The organism is Streptomyces sp. NPDC029044 (assembly GCF_040637495.1).
Lineage (GTDB): Bacteria > Actinomycetota > Actinomycetes > Streptomycetales > Streptomycetaceae > Streptomyces.
In genome coordinates, this window is the sequence record NZ_JBEZWN010000001.1 from 15,436 (window position 1) to 37,173 (window position 21,738).

Below are 21,738 nucleotides of genomic sequence, written 5' to 3' on the forward strand. Positions count from 1 at the left end.
ATCCTGGGTCCGGCAGTACCAGGTTCGCCGGGCCCGGGCGGCCTAGGCTCGGACGCATGGACGGAGAACTGGGAGACTTCCTGCGCTCGCGCCGCGCCCGGATCCGGCCGGAAGAGGTGGGGCTGCCCTCGTACGGCCGGCGCCGCGTCCCGGGTCTGCGCCGCGAGGAGGTGGCGCAGCTGGCCGGGGTGAGCGTCGACTACTACGTCCGCCTCGAACAGGGCAGGGGGCCCGGGGACCCCGGCCGGACCAAGTCCGGGGGCGTCTCGGACGCCGTGCTGGACGCGATCGCCCGGGTGCTGCGGCTGGACGAGGCCGAGCACGCGTATCTGCGGGCGGTGGCCCGGCCACGCCGGCAGGACGGGCCCGGGTCCGCCGCGTCCCGGGTGCGCCCGGGTGTCCGGCTGCTCCTGGACGGCATGGACCGCAACCCCGCCTACGTCCTGGACCACCGCATGGAGGTCCTCGCCTGGAACGACCTCGCCGACGCCGTGCTCGGCTTCAGCGGTCCGGGCGACCTCAGCCTGCCGCGCCGGCTCTTCCTCGACCCCGCCTCGCGCGAGCTCTATCCGGACTGGTCCGCGATCGCCGCCCAGACGGTCGCGCACCTGCGCCTCCAGGCGGGGCACCATCCCGGGGACCCCGTCACGGGGGAGCTCGTCGCCGGACTCACCCGGGCCAGCGAGGAGTTCCGGTGTCTGTGGGCCGACCATCTGGTCAAGCCCTGCGACCACGGAGTGAAGCTCCTGCGGCACCCGGTCGCGGGCCTGCTGACCCTGCCCTACGAGACCCTCACGATCCCGGCGGCCCCGGACCAGACGATCGTGGCCTACGCGCCCGAGCCGGGCTCGGAGACGGCGGAGCGCCTGGCGCTGCTGGGGAGCTGGTCCTCAGCCGTCCCCGAAGCCCCGGAACGTGCCTGAGACGTCCGCGGCGTCGGCGTACTCGGCGAAGTCCATGTTGGCGATGCTCAGGTTGGCGGACATCTCCGGGTACCAGCGGACCGGGACGCGGAAGGTCCGCCCCGGCTCCGTGAAGAGGTCGACGGCCAGGAGCGGGTACTCCGGTCCGGCCAGGGCCGTGGCGTCGGCGAGGAAGACCTCGCAGATCCGCTCGTCCTCCCCGGCGGCCGACTCCTCGGCGAGCAGTGCCTGGATGCCGGCGCCGGCGAACCGGGGATCACTGACGCGGGTGGCGCACGGATGCTCGTCGGCCCCGTCGAGAGCGGCGCACAGCGCCTCCCACGCCGCGTCGTCGCCGAAGTCGGTGCGCAGCACGAGCGTGGTCAGGTCGTGGGGCTGAGGCAGGGGCATGCGGGGATCCTGCCATCCGCCCCTGACAACCAGGCGGCCGGAGGGCCGGGAGGGACATGCGCGGGGACCGCCGCACCCCCGTGACCGGGGGGCGGGACGACGGCGGTCCCCGCGAAGGACGCGGGCCCGGTCAGGGCCGGGCATGCGCGTCCATGGCGTCCATGGAGGTCCGGGAGCCGCTCCGGAGGTCCTGTGACGCCGTTCGCCGCCGACCCGGGCGGGGAGCCGCTCCCGCCCTTGCCGACACCCACCAATGTGCAGGACGCGTGTTAAGCGGGTGCTGCGCGAACGTGACACCCGCGTACCGGTTCCGCGACGTCCGCGAAGATCACGGACGCCGCAAGTTCACCCGGTTCACGGGCAGTTCACCGGAGGTTGGCCGTCACTTCCCCGTGCGGGCGAGGAAGGACAGCAGGTCCTGCCGGCTGACCACGCCGGTCGGCTTGCCCTCGACGAGGACGATCGCCGCGTCCGCCTTGCCCAGCACGGCCATCAGGTCGGCGACGGGTTCGCCGGAGCCGACCTGGGGCAGCGGGCCGGACATGTGCTTCTCCAGCGGGTCCTCCAGCGAGGCGCTCTTGCTGAACAGCGCGTCCAGCAGCTCGCGTTCGACGACGGAGCCGACGACCTCGGCCGCCATCACGTCGGGGTGGCCGGCGCCCGGCTTGACGACCGGCATCTGCGAGACGCCGTACTCGCGCAGCACGTCGATGGCCTGACCGACCGTCTCCTCCGGGTGCATGTGGACGAGGGAGGGCATGCGGTCGCCCTCCTTGTCGTTCAGCACGTCGCCGACGCGGGCGCTGGGGCCCGTGTCCTCCAGGAAGCCGTAGTCGGCCATCCACTCGTCGTTGAAGATCTTGCTGAGGTAGCCGCGGCCGCTGTCCGGCAGCAGCACCACCACGACGTCGTCCTCGCCGAGCCGCGCGGCGACCTCCAGCGCGGCCACGACGGCCATGCCGCAGGAGCCGCCGACGAGCAGGCCCTCCTCCTTGGCCAGGCGGCGGGTCATCTGGAAGGAGTCCTTGTCGGACACGGCGACGATCTCGTCCGCGACGGTCCGGTCGTAGGCGGTCGGCCAGAAGTCCTCACCGACGCCCTCGACGAGGTAGGGCCGGCCGGAGCCGCCGGAGTAGACGGAGCCCTCGGGGTCCGCGCCGACGACCTTCACCGAGCCGTCGCTGACCTCCTTGAGGTAACGGCCGGTCCCGGAGATGGTGCCGCCGGTGCCCACGCCCGTCACGAAGTGGGTGATCTTCCCCTCGGTCTGCTCCCACAGCTCGGGGCCGGTCGAGTGGTAGTGGGAGAGCGGGTTGTTGGGGTTGGAGTACTGGTCGGGCTTCCAGGCTCCGGGCGTCTCACGGACCAGCCGGTCGGAGACGTTGTAGTAGGAGTCCGGGTGCTCGGGGTCGACGGCGGTCGGGCACACCACGACCTCGGCGCCGTACGCGCGCAGCACGTTGATCTTGTCGGTGCTCACCTTGTCGGGGCACACGAAGATGCACTTGTACCCCTTCTGCTGGGCGACGATGGCGAGTCCGACGCCGGTGTTGCCGCTGGTCGGCTCGACGATCGTGCCGCCGGGCTTGAGCGCGCCGCTCTCCTCCGCGGCCTCGATCATGCGCAGGGCGATGCGGTCCTTCACCGAACCGCCGGGGTTGAAGTACTCGACCTTGGCCAGGACGGTCGCCCTGATGCCCTTGGTCACGCTGTTGAGCTTCACCAGCGGGGTGTTGCCGACGAGGCTGATCATCGAGTCGTGAAATTGCACCGTTGTCTCCGGATGCCGCAAAAGATTCGGTCGTAGTGGTGCCGCCAGCCTATGACTTCGCCGTCGCCCGTGACGGTCGTTCACTCCCCGTTGAGATTGGGCGACGGGCTGTACGGGGCAAGCACTGGGTGTACGGGTTCGAGGAGGTGGCGGCGACGCATGACGAGCATGTCGAGGGCGAGGGTGGCCCGGCGGATCGCGGCCGGCGCGGCTTATGGCGGCGGCGGGATCGGTCTGGCGGGAGCGGCCACCGTGGGGCTGGTGCTGGCGGAGGTGCAGCTGGCGCGGCGCCGGGTGAGCAACGGCACGTCACCGCGCGTGCCGCACGCGGACGGGCTGTACGGCCGGATGTACGCCGGTCCGGCCGAGGCGCCGCTGAGGCTGACGATGCTGGGCGACTCCACGGCCGCGGGCCAGGGCGTGCACCGCGGCGGGCAGACGCCGGGGGCGCTCCTGGCGTCCGGGCTCGCGGCGCTGGCCGAGCGCCCGGTGGCGCTGCGCACGGTGGCGACGCCGGGGGCCTGTTCGGACGACCTGGACCGCCAGGTGGCCCTGGTGCTGGCCGATCCCGATCCCGTGCCCGACATCTGCGTGATCATGGTGGGCGCGAACGACGTCACCCACCGCATGCCCCCGACGCGCTCGGTCCGCCATCTGGCCTCGGCGGTTCGCCGGCTGCGCACGGCCGGTGCGGAGGTCGTGGTCGGCACCTGCCCCGACCTCGGCACGATCGAGCCGGTGCGGCAGCCGTTGCGCTGGCTGGCCCGGCGGGCCTCACGCCAGCTGGCGGCCGCCCAGACGATCGGAGTCGTCGAACAGGGCGGCCGCACCGTGTCGCTGGGCGACCTGCTGGGCCCCGAGTTCGCCGAGAACCCCCGCGAGCTGTTCGGTCCCGACAGTTACCACCCCTCCGCCGAGGGCTACGCGACGGCGGCGATGGCGGTGCTGCCGACCGTCTGCGCGTCCCTGGGTCTGTGGCCCGCCGAGGAGGAGCGCCCGGACGCCTCCCGCCGCGAGGGCTTCCTGCCGGTGGCGCGGGCGGCGGCGGAGGCCGCCTCGGAGGCGGGCACGGAGGTCGCGGCGGCGATGCCGAGCGGTCCGCGCGGGCCGTGGGCGCTGCTGAAGCGCCGGCGGCGTCGGCGGGTACCCGAGCAGGAGCCGGCCCCGGCGACTCCCACGAACTAGGAGGCAAAGCAAGCGCTTGGAAACTGCGGCCAGGGTCACACCGCGACACCAGTGACCCAGCGCATACGTACGGGTAACTTCCCAGACAGCCCAAGCAGACCACCCGGTACGTCAATGGAGCCGTGATGCCCGAAGCCGTGATCGTCTCAGCCGCCCGCTCCCCCATCGGCCGCGCCGTCAAGGGCTCTCTCAAGGACCTCCGCCCGGACGACCTGACCGCCACGATCGTCCAGGCCGCCCTGGCCAAGGTCCCCGAGCTGGACCCGAAGGACATCGACGACCTGATGCTCGGCTGCGGCCTGCCCGGCGGCGAGCAGGGCCACAACCTCGGCCGGATCGTCGCCGTACAGATGGGCATGGACCACCTGCCGGGCTGCACCATCACCCGGTACTGCTCCTCCTCCCTCCAGACCTCCCGCATGGCCCTGCACGCCATCAAGGCCGGCGAGGGCGACGTCTTCATCTCCGCGGGTGTGGAGACGGTCTCCCGCTACGCCAAGGGCAGCTCCGACGGCCTGCCGGACACGCACAACCCGCTCTTCGCCGACGCCGAGGCCCGCACGGTCGCGACCGCCCAGTCCGAGGGCTCGACCTGGCACGACCCGCGCGAGGACGGCCTGCTGCCCGACCCGTACATCGCGATGGGCCAGACCGCCGAGAACCTGGCCCGCGCCAAGGGCGTCACCCGCCAGGACATGGACGAGTTCGGCGTCCGCTCGCAGAACCTCGCCGAAGAGGCCATCAAGAACGGCTTCTGGGAGCGCGAGATCACCCCGGTGACCCTCCCCGACGGCACGGTCGTCTCCAAGGACGACGGCCCCCGCGCCGGCGTCACCCTGGAGGGCGTGCAGGGCCTCAAGCCGGTCTTCCGCCCCGACGGCATGGTCACCGCCGCCAACTGCTGCCCGCTGAACGACGGCGCCGCGGCCCTCGTGATCATGTCCGACACCAAGGCCCGCGAGCTCGGCCTCACCCCGCTCGCCCGGATCGTGTCGACCGGTGTCTCCGGCCTGTCGCCCGAGATCATGGGCCTCGGCCCCGTGGAGGCCAGCAAGCAGGCCCTGCGGCGCGCCGGGCTGACCATCGACGACATCGACCTGGTCGAGATCAACGAGGCGTTCGCCGCCCAGGTGATCCCCTCCTACCGCGACCTGGGCATCCCGCTGGAGAAGCTGAACGTCAACGGCGGTGCCATCGCCGTCGGCCACCCCTTCGGCATGACCGGCGCCCGCATCACCACCACACTGATCAACTCCCTCCAGTTCCACGACAAGCAGTTCGGCCTGGAGACGATGTGCGTCGGCGGCGGCCAGGGCATGGCCATGGTCATCGAGCGCCTCAGCTGAGCGGCGCACCGTAGCCGCCATAGCACCCGCTGTGAGCCCCCGGCCCAGAACCCTGGAAACACCAGGGTTCTGGGCTGTTTTGTGATCCAATCTCCCCCAGGATGTGACCTATCTCCCTCCGCCAGGGGAGAACCCCAGGTCACAGCAGCCCCACCCCCTCCCCCGGCACCGAAGCCCTGTCCGTTTCGTGACCTTACGCACTGACAGCTGGTTAGTCCGCCCTTCAAGCTGATGTAGGAAGTCGGGGGTCGACTTTGAACCGGGAGTACGTCAGTGAGCGCCATGCCGATCGCGTTGCTGGTCACCACGGCCGCCACGGGCGCCGTGGGCGTCGCCGTCCTGCGCACCGTCCTGCAGCTGCGCCGACAGGTCGCGGCCCTGCACACCGCGCTGGCCGAGAGCCGCGCAGCCACCACCCGTGCGCTGCTGCCCGCCGCTCGTACCACTGCCGACACCGATGAGATACGTGCCGCAGTGGCGGCCGCGCTCGCCGAGGAGCGGGAGCGGGAGCTCGCCGAGGCGCGGGCGTTCTGGGCCGCCCAGGAGGCCCGTGACGCCTCCGACGCACCTTCTCTGCTGGGCCTGCCCGAGACCGATCTGTTCCTGCCCCGGCAGGCCGATTTCGCGGGTCTCGAGCCGGTGTCCGAGCCCGGAGCGGAGGCCGAGGAACCGGCCGCCGAGTCCCCGGAGCTGGCCGCGGCCCGCCGCCGTCACCCCTCCCACCCGGACTTCGTGCCGGCGCAGTCGCCGGTCGTGAACGACCACGAGCGCACCGTCGCCACCCTGGAGGAGCTGGCCTCCTCGCGGGTCGAGCTGACGGACGTCCGCCCCGGCCCGCTGGGCACCCTGGACGTCTACGTGTTCGCCGACGGTACGACCCTGTGCATGACGCCGGGCCACCGCGAGACGGCGGAACACCTCGCCGCGGCCCTGCGCTCGGGCAAGACCCCGGTCCTCCTGGGCGGCTCCGGCATCTCCGGCGCCTACACCCTGACGTTCGAGTGCGGCGAGGAGAACGTGTACATCCTGGCCGACCGGGTCATCGCGTCCCTGTAGAGAAGCGCCCCTTCAGGGGGTCACACCCCGGCCCGCTTCTGCGCTTCCTCCACCCACCGCACCGCTTCCTCGACGTCGGCGTCACCGGGGATCACGACCGCCAGATCATGCCCGGCCACAGTGATCTGATCTGCCGCTGCAAACATCCCCGCATCCGGCATCTCCCGAGGCTCCACGCCCTCGAGGACCTGCGCCCTCCGGGCCAACTCCCTGGCCAGCTCCAGGGCCTCGGCGGCAGCTCCCCGCTGCAACCGGCTCTGGGGCGCGGCCCTCAAACGATCGGCGAAGTGCTCCACCGCACGGGTCAGAGGCGTCGTATCAACCACGCCGCGAGCGTACGCGTCGCACCGGGACTGTTGCCAACGGGCGAACACTCAGGCACGGTGACCTGAAGGACCGGCTTACATCCCAGCGTCCGGAGGCGCCGATGTCCCAAGTCTTCTCCGAAGAGACCCATCGCAACATGCTCGCCCGCATCCCGCACTGCACCGGTCGTGAGATCTCCGACTGGTTGCGGACCGTCGAGGACGGCCCGTCACTCTTCCGCTTCGAAGAAAAAGTCAGCTGGCTCCGGCACGAACACAACCTCGCGTACGGCCACGCCAAGGCGATCATCCACGAGTACGACCTGAGGAGGGCCGCGCGCAAACTGCTCTAGGCGCGCACCGCTCCGGGCGCCGTACGCCTGGACGACGAAGGGCCCCGGCCGAAGCCGGGGCCCTTCGGGCTACGACCGCAGAATCTAGTCGCTGCTGTTGAGGATCGAGAGGAGCCTCAGGAACTCCAGGTAGATCCACACCAGCGTCAGCGTGAGGCCGAAGGCCGCGAGCCAGGCCTCCTCGCGCGGGGCGCCGTAGGCGACGCCGTCCTCGACCTGCTTGAAGTCCAGGGCGAGGAAGCAGGCGCCGAGGATGATGCCGATGACGCCGAAGACGACGCCGAGGGCACCACTGCGGAAGCCGAGGCCGTCACCGCCGCCGAACACCGCGAACAGCAGGTTCACGGTCATCAGCAGGATGAAGCCGAGCGCGGCCGCCATCACGAAGCCGTAGAAGCGGCGGTTGACGCGGATCCAGCCGGCCTTGTAAGCGATCAGCACACCGGCGAAGACCGCCATGGTGCCGATCACGGCCTGCATGGCCGCGCCGTCGGCGATGCGGTTGTCGACGATGTTGGAGATGACGCCGAGGAAGACACCCTCGAACGCGGCATACGTCAGGATCAGCGCGGGCGAGGCCTTGCGCTTGAAGGACTGCACGAACGCCAGGACCATGCCGATCAGCGCGGCACCGATGCCGATGCCGTAGCTGCGGCTGATGTTGGCGTCGTCGACCGGCAGCAGCGCCCAGGAGAGCGCCGCCGTGACGATGAGCACGCCGAGCGTGCTGGCCGTGCGCAGGACGACGTCGTCGATGGTCATCCGGCCGGTGGTGGCCGGTGCCTGCGGCGGCGCGCCGTGCTGCAGGTCCTGCTGGGCGTAAGGGTTCTGCGCGTACGGGTTCTGCGCGTACGGGTTGCCCGTCGGCTGGGCGTACGGGTTGCCCTGCGTGGCGACAGCGGGACCCCCGGCCTGCGGCGCGGTGTTGAAGCCCGCGTAGCCGTTGTCGCGGCTGAACCCCCGTCGCGAGAAGACCGGGTTTCTGCTCCTCATTTCACTCCTCCATGGCCACCAGGCGTGGCCTTGGCTCAAGAGTAATAGGTAGGCAAAGGAATGACCCTACTGCTTGGGGAGGATCTTTCCCTCTTCGTGCTGCGCAACACGCTACGTGGCTTCGTGATTCCCCTCACCGGAGGGGGGCGTTCACCGGCTCATCCGAAGGGGAAGCCCGTGTACCCCTCCGCCAGGTCCGTCTCCGCGGCGCGGGAGGAGGTGATCCGCTCCAGCCGGGCGAGCTGGAGCCGGTCCTCGAAGGCCGTCGCGCCGGGTGCGCGGTGCAGCAGGGTCGTCATGTCGTAGGAGAACCGCTCGGCCTGCCAGACGCGTCGCAGGCAGGTCTGCGAGTAGGCGTCGAGCAGCTCGGGCGATCCGGTCTCCTGCTGGTGGACGAGCGCCCGGGCGAAGGTGACGACGTCGCCGGCGGCGAGGTTCAGCCCCTTCGCGCCGGTCGGCGGCACGATGTGCGCGGCGTCACCGGCGAGGAAGAGACGGCCGTGGCGCATGGGCTCGTGGACGTAGGAGCGCATGGGGGTGACCGTCTTCTGGGTGATCGGGCCGCGCTGGAGGTACCAGTCGTCGTCGGTCTCGAACCGGCGCTCCAGCTCGTCCCAGATCTCCTCGTCGCCCCATGCCCCGGGGTCGGTGCCGTCGGGCACCTGGAGGTAGAGACGGGAGACGGCCGGCGAGCGCATGGAGAGCAGGGCGAAGCCGCGGTCGTGGCGGGCGTAGACGAGCTCGTCGTGCGAGGGCGGCACGTCGGCGAGGATGCCGAGCCAGCCGAAGGGGTACGTCCGCTCGAAGACCTGGGTCAGTGCGGCGGGGATCGCCTTGCGGGCAACGCCCCAGAAGCCGTCGCAGCCGACGACGTAGGAGCACTCCAGGACGTCCTCGCGGCCCTCGTGCCGGAAGCGGATCCGCGGGGCGTCGGTGCCGGCGTCCTCCACGGCCAGTGCCTCCGCCTCGAAGAGGAGGGGCCCGCCCTCCCGGAGCTGGAGGGCGATGAGGTCCTTGCACACCTCGGTCTGGGCGTAGACCATCACGGACCGGCCGCCGGTGAGGCCGGGGAAGTCGACGCGGTGGCGCGTGCGGTCGAAGCGCAGCTCGATGCCGTCGTGGCGCAGCCCCTCGCGGTCCATGCGCTCCCCGGCGCCGGCCGCGCGCAGCACGTCCGCCGTGCCCTGCTCCAGGATCCCGGCGCGCTGCCGCCGCTCCACGTAGGCGCGGTCGCGGCTTTCCAGGACGACGGAGTCGATGCCGGCGTTGTGGAGCAGCCGGGCGAGGAGGAGGCCGGCCGGGCCCGCTCCGATGATGCCGACGGTGGTACGCATCGGGCGACCTCTTCTCATCGATCCGCGTTCGCCAGGTGAAATTTCCTTCACCATGTGCCTGTGAGTCTCCGACGGCATGCCACCGCTGTCAACGGGCGCGCCGTGAACTCTTCAATGGACCGCACAGGGATCGGATGGTGCCCGGAGCCGGACTCGAACCGGCACGCCCGCGAAGGGGCAGCGAGGTTTAAGCTCGCCGTGTCTGCATTCCACCATCCGGGCAGGCCGTGGGCTCCGCATCGAGGTTCCGAGACTATCCGGACGGGTCCCCCGAACAGCGGAAGCGTGGACCGATGTTGTCTTATTTTATTGACGTCTGAGGGTGCATCAGCACACGGAACACGCCATCCGCACTTGCCAATAGCCTTGCGTGCGACGGTCGGCCGCGCCTGCGGAATGACGGAATTTCACCGCCCGAACAAGGGCACTCCACCTGTTCTCGACACCCGGAAGCACCGGTTCCCGACACCGGGGTCTCTCAGGGGCGTTCGTCATCCCCAGGTATGACACTGCCCGGCACGGTCAGACCGCAGTCGGCCTTCGGAACCGGAACAACGGGTGACTACACGGCGGCGTGGGACACGGACGATGGAACACGTCCTTCCCCGACCTGAGCCGTCCGACAGGAGAGCCATCCCGTGACCACCGCACCCCTCACCGACCGGGCCACCACCGCGGCCGCGCGCGCCACGGATCTGTCGAAGATCTACGGGCAGGGTGAGACCCAGGTGGTCGCCCTGGACCGGGTCTCCGTGGACTTCCGGCAGGCGGAGTTCACCGCGATCATGGGCCCCTCCGGCTCCGGCAAGTCCACGCTGATGCACTGCGTGGCCGGCCTCGACTCCTTCTCCTCCGGGTCCGTGCGCATCGGCGACACCGAGCTCGGTTCCCTGAAGGACAAGCAGCTGACCAAGCTGCGCCGGGACAAGATCGGTTTCATCTTCCAGGCGTTCAACCTGCTGCCGACCCTGACGGCCCTGGAGAACATCACCCTTCCGATGGACATCGCGGGGCGCAAGCCGGACAAGCAGCGGCTGGACTCCGTCATCCGGATGATCGGTCTGGCGGACCGGCTCGGCCACCGGCCGTCCCAGCTCTCCGGCGGCCAGCAGCAGCGCGTCGCCGTGGCCCGGGCGCTGGCCTCCCAGCCAGAGATCATCTTCGGTGACGAGCCCACCGGAAACCTCGACTCGCGCTCCGGCGCCGAGGTGCTGGGCTTCCTGCGCAACTCCGTGCGGGAGCTGGGCCAGACGGTGGTGATGGTGACGCACGACCCGGTGGCCGCGGCCTACGCGGACCGGGTGATCTTCCTGGCGGACGGCCGGATCGTCGACGAGATGCACGGGCCGACGGCCGACTCGGTGCTGGACCGCATGAAGGCGTTCGACGCCAAGGGCCGCACCAGCTGATCCCCCGTCAGGACCGACAGGACTGAGAAGAAGAACCCATGTTCCGTACCGCCTTGCGCAACGTGCTCGCGCACAAGGCCCGGCTCCTGATGACCGTGCTCGCCGTGATGCTCGGCGTGGCCTTCGTCTCCGGGACCCTGGTCTTCGCCGACACCCTCTCCAACGCCTTCCGCAACCAGTCGGCGAAGAGCTACGACGACGTCGCCGTCGCCATCACCTCCTACGCCGACCCTGACGACGGCAAGGATGCACACGGTCTCTCCCGGAAGACACTCGACAAGATCGCCGCGGTGGACGGTGTCGACGCCGCGTACGGCCGCGTCGACGGCTTCGCCGGGGTCGCCGACCCCGACGGGAAGCTGATCGGCGTCGGCTGGTCCAACAAGGGCGCCAACTACGCCCCCGGCAAGGACGGCAAGGACCCCGCCTACACGTTCACCGACGGCTCGGGCCCGGTGCAGGACGACCAGATCGCGCTGGACAAGGAGTCCGCGGCCAAGGGTGAGTACAAGGTCGGCGACCGGGTCCGGGTCGCCACCAACGGGCCGGTGAAGGAGTACACCCTCAGCGGTGTGTTCACCACCGAGGACGGCGCCGTGAACGCCGGCGGCAGCCTCGTCCTCTTCGACACCGCGGTCGCCCAGAAGCAGTACCTCAAGCCGGGCTACTTCGCGAGCGCCACCCTCACGGCCGCTCCCGGCGCCGACGACGCGAAGATCCTGAAGGCGGTCAAGCCGCTGCTGCCGGACAGCGCCGAGGCCCAGACCGGCCAGGCGCTCGCGGACGAGCAGGCCCGGCAGATCGAGGAGGGGCTGGGCTCGCTCAAGCAGGTGCTCCTCGGCTTCGCGGGCATCGCGCTGTTCGTCGGCATCTTCCTGATCTCCAACACCTTCACGATGCTGGTCTCCCAGCGCACCAAGGAGATCGCGCTGATGCGCGCCGTCGGTGCCTCACGCAGGCAGATCACCCGCTCGGTGCTCGCCGAGGCCGCGGTGGTGGGCCTGGTCGCCTCGGTGATCGGCTTCGTCCTCGGCATCGGCCTCGCGGTCGGACTGCGGTCCGGGATGGCCGCGTTCGACATGAAGATGCCGGGCGGCCCGCTGATCGTGTCCGCCACGCCGGTGCTCGCCGCCCTCGGTGTCGGTGTGCTGATCACGGTGCTCGCCGCCTGGCTGCCCGGCCGCCGGGCCGCGAAGATCCCGCCGGTGGCGGCCATGAACAGCGTCCACGCGGTGGCCACCACCAAGTCGCTGGTGCTGCGCAACTCCATCGGGGCGGCCGTCACCGCCCTCGGCGCGACCGGGATCGTGCTGGGTGCCTCGTCCGGCGGTGACGACGGCCGGATGTACATCGCGGCGGGCGCGTTCTTCGCACTGATCGGTGTGATCATCCTGATCCCGCTGCTGTCCCGGCCCGTGATCGCGCTCGTCCGCCCGCTGCTCGTCGGCCCGTTCGGGGTGGCCGGCAAGCTGGCCGGCCAGAACGCGGTCCGCAACCCGCGCCGTACCGGGGCCACCGCCTCGGCGCTGGCGATCGGGCTGACGCTGGTGACCGGCCTGTCGGTGCTCGGTGTCACGGTGGGCACGGCCATCGACAAGATGACCACGGACAACATCAAGGCCGACTACATGGTCTCGATGGCGAACGGCGGGCCCCTCGACCAGTCCGCGCTGACGGCGCTGGAGAAGGCCAAGGGCGTCTCGGCGGTCTCGCCGCAGCAGAGCGTCTACTTCCAGGACGAGGACAAGGACTACGTGTCCGCTTCGGCGGTCACCCCGGGCGACATCGAGAAGGTCCTGAACGTCGACGTCGTCAGCGGCGACATCGGCTCGCTCGCCGAGGGGCGGATCGCGGTCGCCGAGAAGACGGCCAGGAGCAAGGGCTGGAAGCCCGGCGACACCGTCCCCGTCACCTTCGACGACGACAAGAAGGGCAGGCTGGAGGTCGGCGCCGTCTTCAAGGGCAGCGAGTTCCTCTCCCCCGTCCTCATGGACACGAAGGTCGCGAAGCCGCATGAGCTGAAGCCGTCCATCCAGCAGATTTTCGTGAAGGTGGACGGCGGCCAGTCCTCGGCGAACGAGAAGGTCCTCATCGACGCGCTGGGCGACAATCCCGCGATCACGGTCATGGACCGGCAGGACATCCGCAACGAGTTCGGTGGCGTCATCAACACGATGCTCAACATCATGTACGGCCTGCTGGCGATGGCCCTGATCATCGCCGTGCTGGGCGTCGTCAACACTCTGGCGATGTCGGTCTTCGAACGGCAGCAGGAGATCGGCATGCTGCGCGCCATCGGTCTCGACCGGCGGCGGGTGAAGCGGATGGTCCGGCTGGAGGCCGTGGTCATCTCGGTGTTCGGCGCGGTGGTCGGCATCGGTCTCGGCTCGTTCCTCGGCTGGGCGATCGGCGAGACCTTCGCGGACCAGATCCCGGGCTACGCGCTGGTCCTGCCCTGGGACCGGATCGGCATCTTCCTGGTGCTGGCCGGCCTGGTAGGCGTCCTGGCGGCGCTGTGGCCGGCCCGCAACGCCGCGAGGCTGAACATGCTGAACGCGATCAAGGCCGAGTGACCGGTCCCGCCACGCCGGAGGGCCGGGCTTCCCACGACGGGAAGTCCGGCCCTTCGGCTCACGCGGAGTCCGGCCCTTCGGCCGGTGTCCGGATCAACGGCGCCGGGGCTCGGTCCACGTGCGGGCGCGCAGCGGCATGTCCGACGTACCGGACTCGGGGGTGCGGACGGCCAGGACCTGGTTGACGCCGATGCGGTTGCGTTCGAAGGCCAGGGCGGAGGCCGCCATGTACAGGCGCCAGACGCGGGCGCGGCCGGGGCCGGCCAGCTGGACGGCACGCGGCCAGCCGTCCTCCAGGCGGGACACCCACTGGCGCAGGGTGAGGGCGTAGTGCTCCCGGATCGCCTCGACGTCGCGCACCTCGAACCCGGCGCGCTCCAGCTGGGCCACGGTGCTGCCGATGGGCTGGAGCTCGCCGTCGGGGAAGACGTAGGAGTCGATGAACGCGTCGACGCTGTACGTCGACTCGTCGCGCTGCGGGCGGCGGGCGATCTGGTGGTTCAGGAGCCGTCCGCCGGGCTTGAGCAGGTTGTACAGGTCGTCGGCGTACTCCAGGTACCGCTCCGCGCCGACGTGTTCGGCCATGCCGATGGAGGAGATCGCGTCATAGGGTCCGTCGCGGACGTCGCGGTAGTCCTGGACGCGGATCTCGACCTTGTCGGTGAGGCCCTCGTCGGCGACGCGCTTGCGGGCGTAGGCGGCCTGCTCCTGCGAGAGCGTGACGCCGACGACGCTCGCACCGTGCTCGCGGGCGGCGTGGATGGCCATGGAGCCCCAGCCGCAGCCGACGTCGAGCAGCCGCAGGCCGGGTCTCAGACCGAGCTTGCGGCACACGAGTTCGAGCTTGTCCCGCTGGGCCTGTTCGAGGGTGCCGTCCGTGGTGGGCCAGTACGCGCACGAGTACACCATGGACGGGCCGAGGACGATCTCGTAGAAGTCGTTGCCGACGTCGTAGTGGTGGCTGATGGCGCGGCGGTCGGTGCGCTTGGTGTGCAGGTGGCGGCGGGGGCTGCGGGCCTCCTCGCGGGGCGGGGCGGGCGGCAGCGGGGGCCCGGCGAGCTTGACCAGTCCGCGGACGGCGGCGCGGACCTCCGGGTCGCGCAGGGCCTGGGCGAGCGTGCGGGCGTCCTCGCCGCGCTCCCAGACGAGACCCGCCAGCAGATCGAGGGTCGCGTAGAGGTCGCCCTCGATGTCGAGGTCGCCCGCCACCCAGGCGCGGGCCAGCCCCAGTTCGCCCGGCTTCCACAGCAGGCGGCGCAGCGCGCGGCGGTGGCGTACGACCAGGGTCGGTGCGCCCGGCGGGCCGGCCTGCGAACCGTCCCAGGCGCGGATGCGCACCGGGAGCGGCGCTCCCAGCAACTGTGTGAAGAGGCCCTGTAGCCGCGGCGCGGCGTCTGCCATGGTGTACACCTCCGTGACAGGGAATCCCGGAATGTCCGACACCACGTAAACACCTGCGGGGCTTCGGCGCAGTCCCCGGCACGCGTCATGTCTGGGCAAAACCGCCCCTTCGCCCACGCGTTCGCCCGCCCGGACGCGCGGGCCGGGCACGCCGAAGGGCCTCCCGCACCACGGATGGCGGGAGGCCCTTCGTCAGACGGATGACCGACCGGAGGTCAGGAGGCCTTGGCCTTCTCCTCGGTCTTCTCCTTCGGCGCGGCGGCGACCGGGGCCGGCTTGGCGGCCTCGTAGAACTCCTCGCGCGGCGTCTCCATCGCACCGAGGGAGACGACCTCGCGCTTGAGGAACATCGCCAGGGTCCAGTCGGCGAAGACGCGGATCTTGCGGTTCCAGGTCGGCATCGCCAGACCGTGGTAGCCACGGTGCATGTACCAGGCGAGACGACCCTTGAGCTTGATCTTCATCTTGCCCATGACGATCATCGCGACGCCCTTGTGGAGGCCGAGACCGGCCACCGCGCCCTTGTTGGCGTGGGCGTAGTCCTTCTGCGGGAAGCCCCGCATGCCGGACACGACGTTGTCGCCGAGGACCTTGGCCTGGCGCAGCGCGTGCTGGGCGTTGGGCGGGCACCAGGCGTTCTCGTTGCCCGCCTTGCGGCCGACGAGGTCCGGGACCTGGGCGTTGTCGCCGGCGGCCCAGATGTAGTCGGTGCCCTTGACCTGGAGGGTCGGCTCGCAGTCGACGTGACCGCGGGGGCCCAGCGGCAGGCCGTAGCGGGCCAGGGCCGGGTTGGGCTTGACGCCGGCGGTCCAGACGATGGTGCTGGAGTCGACCTCCAGGCCGTTCTTCAGCACGACGTGGCCGTCGACGCAGGAGTCCATGGAGGTGGACAGGTAGACCTCGACGCCGCGGCCTTCGAGGTGCTCCTTGCCGTACTTGCCGAGCTTGGGGCCGACCTCGGGCAGGATCTTGTCGGCGGCGTCGACCAGGATGAAGCGCATGTCCTCACGGGACACGTTCTTGTAGTACTTCGCGGCGTCGCGGGCCATGTCCTCGACCTCGCCGATGGTCTCCGCACCGGCGAAGCCGCCGCCCACGAAGACGAAGGTGAGCGCCTTGCGGCGGATCTCCTCGTCGGTGGTGGAGTCGGCCTTGTCCAGCTGCTCCAGGACGTGGTTGCGCAGGCCGATGGCCTCCTCGACGCCCTTCATGCCGATGCCCTGTTCGGCGAGGCCGGGGATCGGGAAGGTGCGGGAGACCGCGCCGAGCGCGATGACCAGGTAGTCGAAGGGCAGCTCGTAGGCCTCGCCGACCAGCGGGGAGACCGTGGCGACCTTGCGGTCCTGGTCGATGGTGGTGACCCGGCCGGTGAGGACCTCCGCCTTGGGCAGCACGCGTCGCAGCGGGACGACGACGTGGCGCGGGGAGATGTTGCCGGCGGCGGCTTCGGGGAGGAAGGGCTGGTAGGTCATGTACGACCGGGGGTCGACGACCGTGACGGTCGCCTCGCCGTAGCGCATCTTCTTCTGGATGCGCCGAGCTGCGTACAGGCCTACGTACCCACCGCCTACTACGAGGATCCTGGGACGCTCCGTGGTGCTCATGCCATCGAGTATCCACCCGACTCAGGGGGGTGGCTCGTGCGCCCCTTCACAAGCTTGGGTGGGGTGTGTGCTATCCTCCGCGGCCCGCGTGATCCATGTCATGGTGACAACCGGGCCGCTTTGTGCACCGCGGAGGGTTGTCAATGGCGCGTGAGCTGCCTCTCTGTGCCCGAGGGGCCGCCGTGAGGACCTCCGGAGCGCCTCCGCGACCCTCTTCCCGAACACCTCCATACCATGCTTCTGAACATGTTCAAAGGCCTGTTCAGCCCCCGGACGGGTCAACGGGACCCGTCTCTTCGCCCGGGAGGGCCGAATTCCTTGTGAAGAACTTCACGAACTTTCCCGACGGGCTGTCGCCCGGGGGGCCTCCGGACCCCCGGGGCGACGCTCATTCGTGATCCATGCCTGCTCAGAAGCGGGCTACGCGACCGACCACGCGATGCCGTCGAGGATGTCGTGCTCGCTGACGACGACCTCCTCCGCGCCGATGCGCTCCATGATCGACAGGAGGACGAGGGCACCCGCCCCGATCACGTCGACCCGGCCGGGGTGCATGGACGGCACGGCCGCGCGCTCGGCGTGGGTGGAGCGCAGCAGCCACTCGGTGATCTCGCGGACCCGGTCGTGGGAGACGCGGGAGTGGTGGATGGCCCGCGAGTCGTACTCGGGCAGTTCCTGGGCGATCGCCGACACGGTCGTCACCGAACCGGCCAGGCCGACCAGCGTGCGCGCCTCACGCAGCGGGACCGTCTGCTCGGCGAGGTCGAGGGCGGCCTCGATGTCGGCCCGCATCGCCGCGATCTGCTCCTCGGAGGGCGGATCGCTCACCACGCCGTCCCGGACCAGGTGCCGCTCGGTCATGCGGACACAGCCGATGTCCACCGAGCGCGCCGCGCGGACCCCCTCGTCGCCCACGACGAACTCGGTCGAACCGCCGCCGATGTCCACCACCAGGTAGGGCTTCGGCAGGTGGTCCCGCCCGGTGAGCTCCTTGGTGGCGCCGGTGAAGGAGAACGCGGCCTCCTGGTCGCCGGAGATCACCTCCGGCTCGACACCGAGGATGTCCAGCACGCCGCGCACGAACTCGTCCCGGTTCTCGGCGTCCCGGGAGGCGGATGTCGCCACGAACCGCAGCCGCTCCGCCCCGTGCTCCTTGATGATCCCGGCGTACTCGCGACACGCCGCGAAGGTCCGCTCAAGTGCCTCGGGGGCGAGCCGGCCGGTGCGGTCGACGCCCTGCCCGAGCCGCACGATCGTCATCCGGCGGCCCAGGTCGGTCAGCTCACCCGTCGCCGGGTCGGCATCGGCGACCAGGAGCCGGATGGAGTTCGTACCGCAGTCCACGGCGGCGACACGGGTCACTGGGCGTCCTCCTCGCCGGGCGTCACGCACGGGCCCTTGCGCCACCACTCGGGGAGCATCGCGATCGCCTCGTCGCCGAGCGGGTTCACCCCGGGGCCCGCGGCCAGCGAGTGGCCGACCAGCACGTGCAGGCACTTCACCCGGTCCGGCATGCCGCCCGCGCTCGGGAAGTTCTTCAGCTCCTCGATCTCGTCGCGCCGCCGGATGTAGTCCTCGTGCGCGGCCCGGTACGCCGCCGCCAGCTCCGGATCCGAGGCCAGCCGCTCGGTCATCTCCTTCATCACGCCGTTGGCCTCCAGCGTGCCGATCGCCGAGGCGGCGCGCGGGCACGTCAGGTAGTACAGCGTGGGGAACGGCGTCCCGTCCGGCAGCCGCGGGGCCGTCTCGACGACGTCCGGCTGTCCGCACGGGCAGCGGTGGGCGATCGCGCGCAGACCGCGCGGGGGCCGGCCGAGCTGCTGCTTGAAGGCCTCGACGTCCGCGTCGGTGGGCTCGGTGCGCGGGGTGGTCGGCGGGGGCGTTTCCATGACTGTCTTCAGGCTGTCTTTCTCTGATCGCCGGCTGGGAGGCCAGGTCACTGGCCGGAGGCGTCGGACTTGTCGACGCCGTCCCAGACGTTGGAGTACCAAGGGCGGTCCGCCGCCCCCAGGTCGGTGCGCGACTGCTTCGCCGCGTGCGGGTCGACGACGATGAACCCCGTCTCCCCCGGCATGACGTAGTGCAACCGCTTCCGGATCTGCTGCTCGGCGTACGCGTCGTCCTGCCAGCGTGCCTTCATGTCACGCAGCCGTTCGACGCGCTCACGGGCCTGCCGCTGTTCGCGCTGGAGGTCGTCGACCTCGGCGCGCTGCGAGACGTACTCCCGCATCGGGTAGGCCAGGGCCACGATCAGCGAGCACATCACCAGGGCGAGCAGCGCGGCCCGGCCGGTCAGCCGCGAGCGGCGGGCCTGGCGCTTGGTCTGGGAGCGGTAGACCCGCGCCGCGGTCTGCTCGCCGAGCAACCGGATCCTGGTCGCGGTGGAGAACCGGTCCCGGTCCTTCACGGCCATGTGTCCGCCTCCGCTCCACCGTCATACGCGCGTACGTCCCCGGACACGGTACGGGACCGGGTACGGGGACGTACGTACGACTGGCTAAGCCTTACCCAGGTGGGGTCAGCCCTTGAAGCGCGGGAAGGCGCTGCGGCCGGCGTACACCGCGGCGTCGTCGAGGATCTCCTCGATGCGCAGCAGCTGGTTGTACTTGGCGACGCGCTCGGAGCGGGCCGGGGCGCCGGTCTTGATCTGGCCGCAGTTGGTGGCGACGGCCAGGTCGGCGATGGTGACGTCCTCGGTCTCGCCGGAGCGGTGCGACATCATGCACTTGAAGCCGTTGCGCTGGGCCAGCTCCACGGCGTCCAGGGTCTCGGTCAGCGAACCGATCTGGTTGACCTTGACCAGGAGCGCGTTGGCCGCGCTCTCGTCGATGCCGCGGGCGAGGCGCTCGGGGTTGGTGACGAAGAGGTCGTCACCGACGAGCTGGACCTTGTCACCGAGCTTGGCGGTGATGGTCTTCCAGCCCTCCCAGTCGTCCTCGAACAGCGGGTCCTCGATGGAGACGAGCGGGTACGCGTCGACGAGCTCCGCGTAGTACTCGGTCATCTCGGCCGCCGAGCGCTCCTTGCCCTCGAAGGTGTAGACGCCGTCCTTGTAGAACTCGGAGGCGGCGACGTCGAGCGCCAGGGCGATCTGCTCGCCGGGGGTGTAACCGGCTTCCTTGATCGCTTCCAGGATGAGGTCGAGGGCCTCGCGGTTGGAGCCGAGGTTCGGGGCGAAGCCGCCCTCGTCGCCGAGGCCGGTGGCCAGGCCCTTGCTCTTCAGGACCTTCTTCAGCGTGTGGTAGACCTCGGCGCCCCAGCGCAGGGCCTCGGAGAAGGACTCCGCGCCGATCGGGGCGATCATGAACTCCTGGATGTCCACGTTGGAGTCGGCGTGCGAGCCGCCGTTCAGGATGTTCATCATCGGCACCGGCAGCAGGTGCGCGTTGGGGCCGCCCAGGTAGCGGAACAGCGGCAGGTCGCTGGCCTCGGAGGCGGCGTGGGCGACGGCGAGGGAGACGCCGAGGATGGCGTTGGCGCCGAGGGAGCCCTTGTTGTCGGTGGCGTCCAGGTCGAACATGGCCTGGTCGATCAGGCGCTGCTCGGTGGCGTCGTAGCCGACCAGCTCCGGGCCGATCTGCTCGATGACCGCGAGGACGGCCTTCTCCACACCCTTGCCGAGGTAGCGGTTCGAGTCGCCGTCGCGGAGCTCGATGGCCTCGAAGGCGCCCGTGGAGGCGCCGGACGGGACGGCGGCACGACCCGTGCTGCCGTCGTCGAGGCCGACCTCGACCTCGACCGTGGGGTTGCCTCGGGAGTCCAGGATTTCCCGGGCTACGACGACGTCGATGGACGGCACGAGCATCTCCTTCTTATGTGACGCGGGTACGCGGGTCACGTGGACCCGGCGAGGTGCGGAGCCTCGGTGGCTCGCGACATGAGCCTAACCGGCTCCGGGCGATCGGCCACCGGGTCGCCCACCCCATGGACAGAACCGAGAGTAAATTGTTTCCGAACGGAACAAAGCCGGTTCGCGAAGTACGGCAGAAAAAACCCCGCTCCGGTGCGTACGGGGGATGACGCACCGGAGCGGGAGCTGGTGGGCCCTGTGCGGGCCCGGGTGGGGCCGCTGCTTACTTCAGGTGCAGCTGCTGGCCCGGGTAGATGAGGTTGGCATCGTCGACGATGTCCTTGTTCAGCTGGTACAGCTTCTCCCAGCCGCCCTTGACCTTCTCCTCGGCCGCGATCGAGCTCAGGGTGTCGCCCTTGACGACCTTGTACTCGCCGTCACCCTTCTTGACCTTCTTGCCGGTCGGGGTGGTCACGGTCTTCTTGGCCGCCGGGCGCTCGTCGGAGCGGGAGGCCGGCTGCTGCTGGGTCTCGCGGCTCTCGGTGCTCTGCTGGCTCTGCGAGGAGCTGCCGGAGTCGCTGGAGGAGTCGCCACCGGTGTAGCCGGCGCTCGACAGGCCCTTGCCGCAGACCGGCCAGGCGCCCTTGCCCTGGCCCGCGAGGACCTTCTCGGCGATCTCGATCTGCTGGGCCTTGGTGGCCTGGTCGGCGGTGGAGGCGTACTTGGTGCCGCCGTAGCCGGACCAGGTGGAGGCGGAGAACTGCAGGCCGCCGTAGTAGCCGTTGCCGGTGTTGATGGACCAGTTGCCGCCGGACTCGCACTGGGCGACCGCGTCCCACTCGGAGGCGGTGGCGGCGGAGGCGTTGCCGGCCGCCATCAGCGGGGCGGCGACGGCGGCACCGGTGACGCCGGCGAGCGCGACGACGCGGGTGGCCTTGGACGGACGACGGTGCTTGCCCTTGCTGGAAAACAGCATGGATGGATCCCCTCACCGACGCCTGCGAGGTGAGCTGTCGGGTTCGGGCCGGTTGAGTTGCCCGGCCGCGTCCCTCCCGGGACGCGGCTTCACCCCAAGCCCTTCCGGCGCAACAAGCCGGTCGGGCACCTACCTTGGGTCCCCCGCTCCTGCCTACGGCGCTTGACGCGACGACTGTTCCCGTACGGCCGCTGGCAGGATTCGGCGTTGCGGCAGCCGGGGCTCGTGGTGACGAGCGGTCACGACCGTAGACACGCGATCCGCGGAATTTCAAAGACGATCAGGGCCTCTGAGATCTATCTCTCACCGGGTTCATACAGGACATTCGG

The 21,738-nt window shown here is 70.4% G+C and carries 19 protein-coding genes, 1 tRNA gene and 1 riboswitch; of the genes, 7 read left to right on the top strand and 13 right to left on the bottom strand.

The window, feature by feature from the left end; translation table 11 throughout:
* Window positions 1-56 precede the first annotated feature (56 nt).
* Window positions 57-923: a helix-turn-helix transcriptional regulator gene (locus AB0E85_RS00080; protein ID WP_361920837.1), complete on the top strand. Its 867-nt coding sequence runs from the start codon at window positions 57-59 to the stop codon at window positions 921-923.
* Here AB0E85_RS00080 and AB0E85_RS00085 read toward each other — a convergent pair.
* Together AB0E85_RS00085 and AB0E85_RS00090 are read right to left on the bottom strand one after the other, a co-directional pair.
* Window positions 891-1,313 (bottom strand): hypothetical protein, encoded by a 423-nt coding sequence (locus AB0E85_RS00085; RefSeq protein WP_361920838.1) that lies wholly within the window; start codon window positions 1,311-1,313, stop codon window positions 891-893. The two genes, AB0E85_RS00080 and AB0E85_RS00085, sit on opposite strands and share 33 nt — an antisense overlap.
* Window positions 1,314-1,695: 382 nt before the next feature.
* Window positions 1,696-3,084 (bottom strand): cystathionine beta-synthase, encoded by a 1,389-nt coding sequence (locus AB0E85_RS00090; protein ID WP_361920840.1) that lies wholly within the window; start codon window positions 3,082-3,084, stop codon window positions 1,696-1,698.
* A gap of 159 nt (window positions 3,085-3,243) precedes the next feature.
* On the opposite strand from AB0E85_RS00090, the gene AB0E85_RS00095 reads away from it, so the two are divergent.
* From AB0E85_RS00095 to AB0E85_RS00105, 3 genes are all read left to right on the top strand, one after another.
* Window positions 3,244-4,269, top strand: a complete 1,026-nt coding sequence (locus AB0E85_RS00095; RefSeq protein ID WP_361920842.1) for an SGNH/GDSL hydrolase family protein — start codon at window positions 3,244-3,246, stop codon at window positions 4,267-4,269.
* A 125-nt stretch (window positions 4,270-4,394) separates the two neighbouring features.
* A complete protein-coding gene (locus AB0E85_RS00100; protein ID WP_161364366.1) occupies window positions 4,395-5,615 on the top strand; it encodes an acetyl-CoA C-acetyltransferase in 1,221 nt (406 codons plus the stop codon).
* 273 nt (window positions 5,616-5,888) lie between these two features.
* Complete coding sequence (locus tag AB0E85_RS00105) at window positions 5,889-6,671, top strand: hypothetical protein (protein ID WP_361920843.1); 783 nt, start codon at window positions 5,889-5,891, stop codon at window positions 6,669-6,671.
* A 20-nt stretch (window positions 6,672-6,691) separates the two neighbouring features.
* Here the strand turns inward: AB0E85_RS00105 and AB0E85_RS00110 are convergent, their stop codons facing one another.
* Entirely contained in the window at window positions 6,692-6,997 is a 306-nt protein-coding gene (locus tag AB0E85_RS00110) for a hypothetical protein (RefSeq protein WP_184847135.1), read from the bottom strand.
* A 101-nt stretch (window positions 6,998-7,098) separates the two neighbouring features.
* On the opposite strand from AB0E85_RS00110, the gene AB0E85_RS00115 reads away from it, so the two are divergent.
* Window positions 7,099-7,329: a DUF4287 domain-containing protein gene (locus tag AB0E85_RS00115; RefSeq protein WP_033312036.1), complete on the top strand. Its 231-nt coding sequence runs from the start codon at window positions 7,099-7,101 to the stop codon at window positions 7,327-7,329.
* A gap of 84 nt (window positions 7,330-7,413) precedes the next feature.
* On the opposite strand, the gene AB0E85_RS00120 is transcribed toward AB0E85_RS00115, so the two are convergent.
* From AB0E85_RS00120 to AB0E85_RS00130, 3 genes are all read right to left on the bottom strand, one after another.
* Window positions 7,414-8,322: a Bax inhibitor-1/YccA family protein gene (locus AB0E85_RS00120; protein WP_033312037.1), complete on the bottom strand. Its 909-nt coding sequence runs from the start codon at window positions 8,320-8,322 to the stop codon at window positions 7,414-7,416.
* Window positions 8,323-8,480: 158 nt separating this feature from the next.
* On the bottom strand, window positions 8,481-9,656 hold the full coding sequence (locus AB0E85_RS00125) for a 4-hydroxybenzoate 3-monooxygenase (RefSeq protein ID WP_361920846.1): 1,176 nt from the start codon (window positions 9,654-9,656) through the stop codon (window positions 8,481-8,483).
* A 135-nt stretch (window positions 9,657-9,791) separates the two neighbouring features.
* A tRNA-Leu gene (locus tag AB0E85_RS00130) sits at window positions 9,792-9,878 on the bottom strand.
* Between the two features lie 416 nt (window positions 9,879-10,294).
* Here AB0E85_RS00130 and AB0E85_RS00135 point away from each other — a divergent pair.
* Both AB0E85_RS00135 and AB0E85_RS00140 read left to right on the top strand, forming a co-directional pair.
* Window positions 10,295-11,065, top strand: coding sequence for an ABC transporter ATP-binding protein (locus AB0E85_RS00135; protein WP_361920848.1), 771 nt, complete (start codon window positions 10,295-10,297; stop codon window positions 11,063-11,065).
* A gap of 38 nt (window positions 11,066-11,103) precedes the next feature.
* Window positions 11,104-13,638, top strand: a complete 2,535-nt coding sequence (locus tag AB0E85_RS00140) for an FtsX-like permease family protein (protein ID WP_361920850.1) — start codon at window positions 11,104-11,106, stop codon at window positions 13,636-13,638.
* 93 nt (window positions 13,639-13,731) lie between these two features.
* On the opposite strand, the gene AB0E85_RS00145 is transcribed toward AB0E85_RS00140, so the two are convergent.
* The 7 genes from AB0E85_RS00145 to AB0E85_RS00175 form a co-directional block, all read right to left on the bottom strand.
* Entirely contained in the window at window positions 13,732-15,039 is a 1,308-nt protein-coding gene (locus AB0E85_RS00145) for a class I SAM-dependent methyltransferase (RefSeq protein ID WP_361920852.1), read from the bottom strand.
* Between the two features lie 215 nt (window positions 15,040-15,254).
* On the bottom strand, window positions 15,255-16,643 hold the full coding sequence (locus AB0E85_RS00150; protein WP_078625500.1) for an NAD(P)/FAD-dependent oxidoreductase: 1,389 nt from the start codon (window positions 16,641-16,643) through the stop codon (window positions 15,255-15,257).
* 420 nt (window positions 16,644-17,063) lie between these two features.
* On the bottom strand, window positions 17,064-18,005 hold the full coding sequence (locus tag AB0E85_RS00155) for a Ppx/GppA phosphatase family protein (protein WP_361920854.1): 942 nt from the start codon (window positions 18,003-18,005) through the stop codon (window positions 17,064-17,066).
* Complete coding sequence (locus tag AB0E85_RS00160; protein WP_361920856.1) at window positions 18,002-18,532, bottom strand: DUF501 domain-containing protein; 531 nt, start codon at window positions 18,530-18,532, stop codon at window positions 18,002-18,004. Before AB0E85_RS00160 ends, AB0E85_RS00155 begins: the two co-directional genes overlap by 4 nt.
* 47 nt (window positions 18,533-18,579) lie before the next feature.
* Window positions 18,580-19,056, bottom strand: coding sequence for a septum formation initiator family protein (locus AB0E85_RS00165; RefSeq protein ID WP_361920858.1), 477 nt, complete (start codon window positions 19,054-19,056; stop codon window positions 18,580-18,582).
* A 105-nt stretch (window positions 19,057-19,161) separates the two neighbouring features.
* Complete coding sequence (gene eno / locus AB0E85_RS00170; RefSeq protein WP_361920860.1) at window positions 19,162-20,442, bottom strand: phosphopyruvate hydratase; 1,281 nt, start codon at window positions 20,440-20,442, stop codon at window positions 19,162-19,164.
* A gap of 274 nt (window positions 20,443-20,716) precedes the next feature.
* The gene (locus tag AB0E85_RS00175) at window positions 20,717-21,409 is read right to left on the bottom strand and encodes a transglycosylase family protein (RefSeq protein ID WP_361920862.1); all 693 of its coding nucleotides are present in this window, start codon (window positions 21,407-21,409) and stop codon (window positions 20,717-20,719) included.
* Window positions 21,410-21,413: 4 nt separating this feature from the next.
* Window positions 21,414-21,580: riboswitch (cyclic di-AMP (ydaO/yuaA leader) on the bottom strand.
* Between the last annotated feature and the right edge of the window lie 158 nt (window positions 21,581-21,738).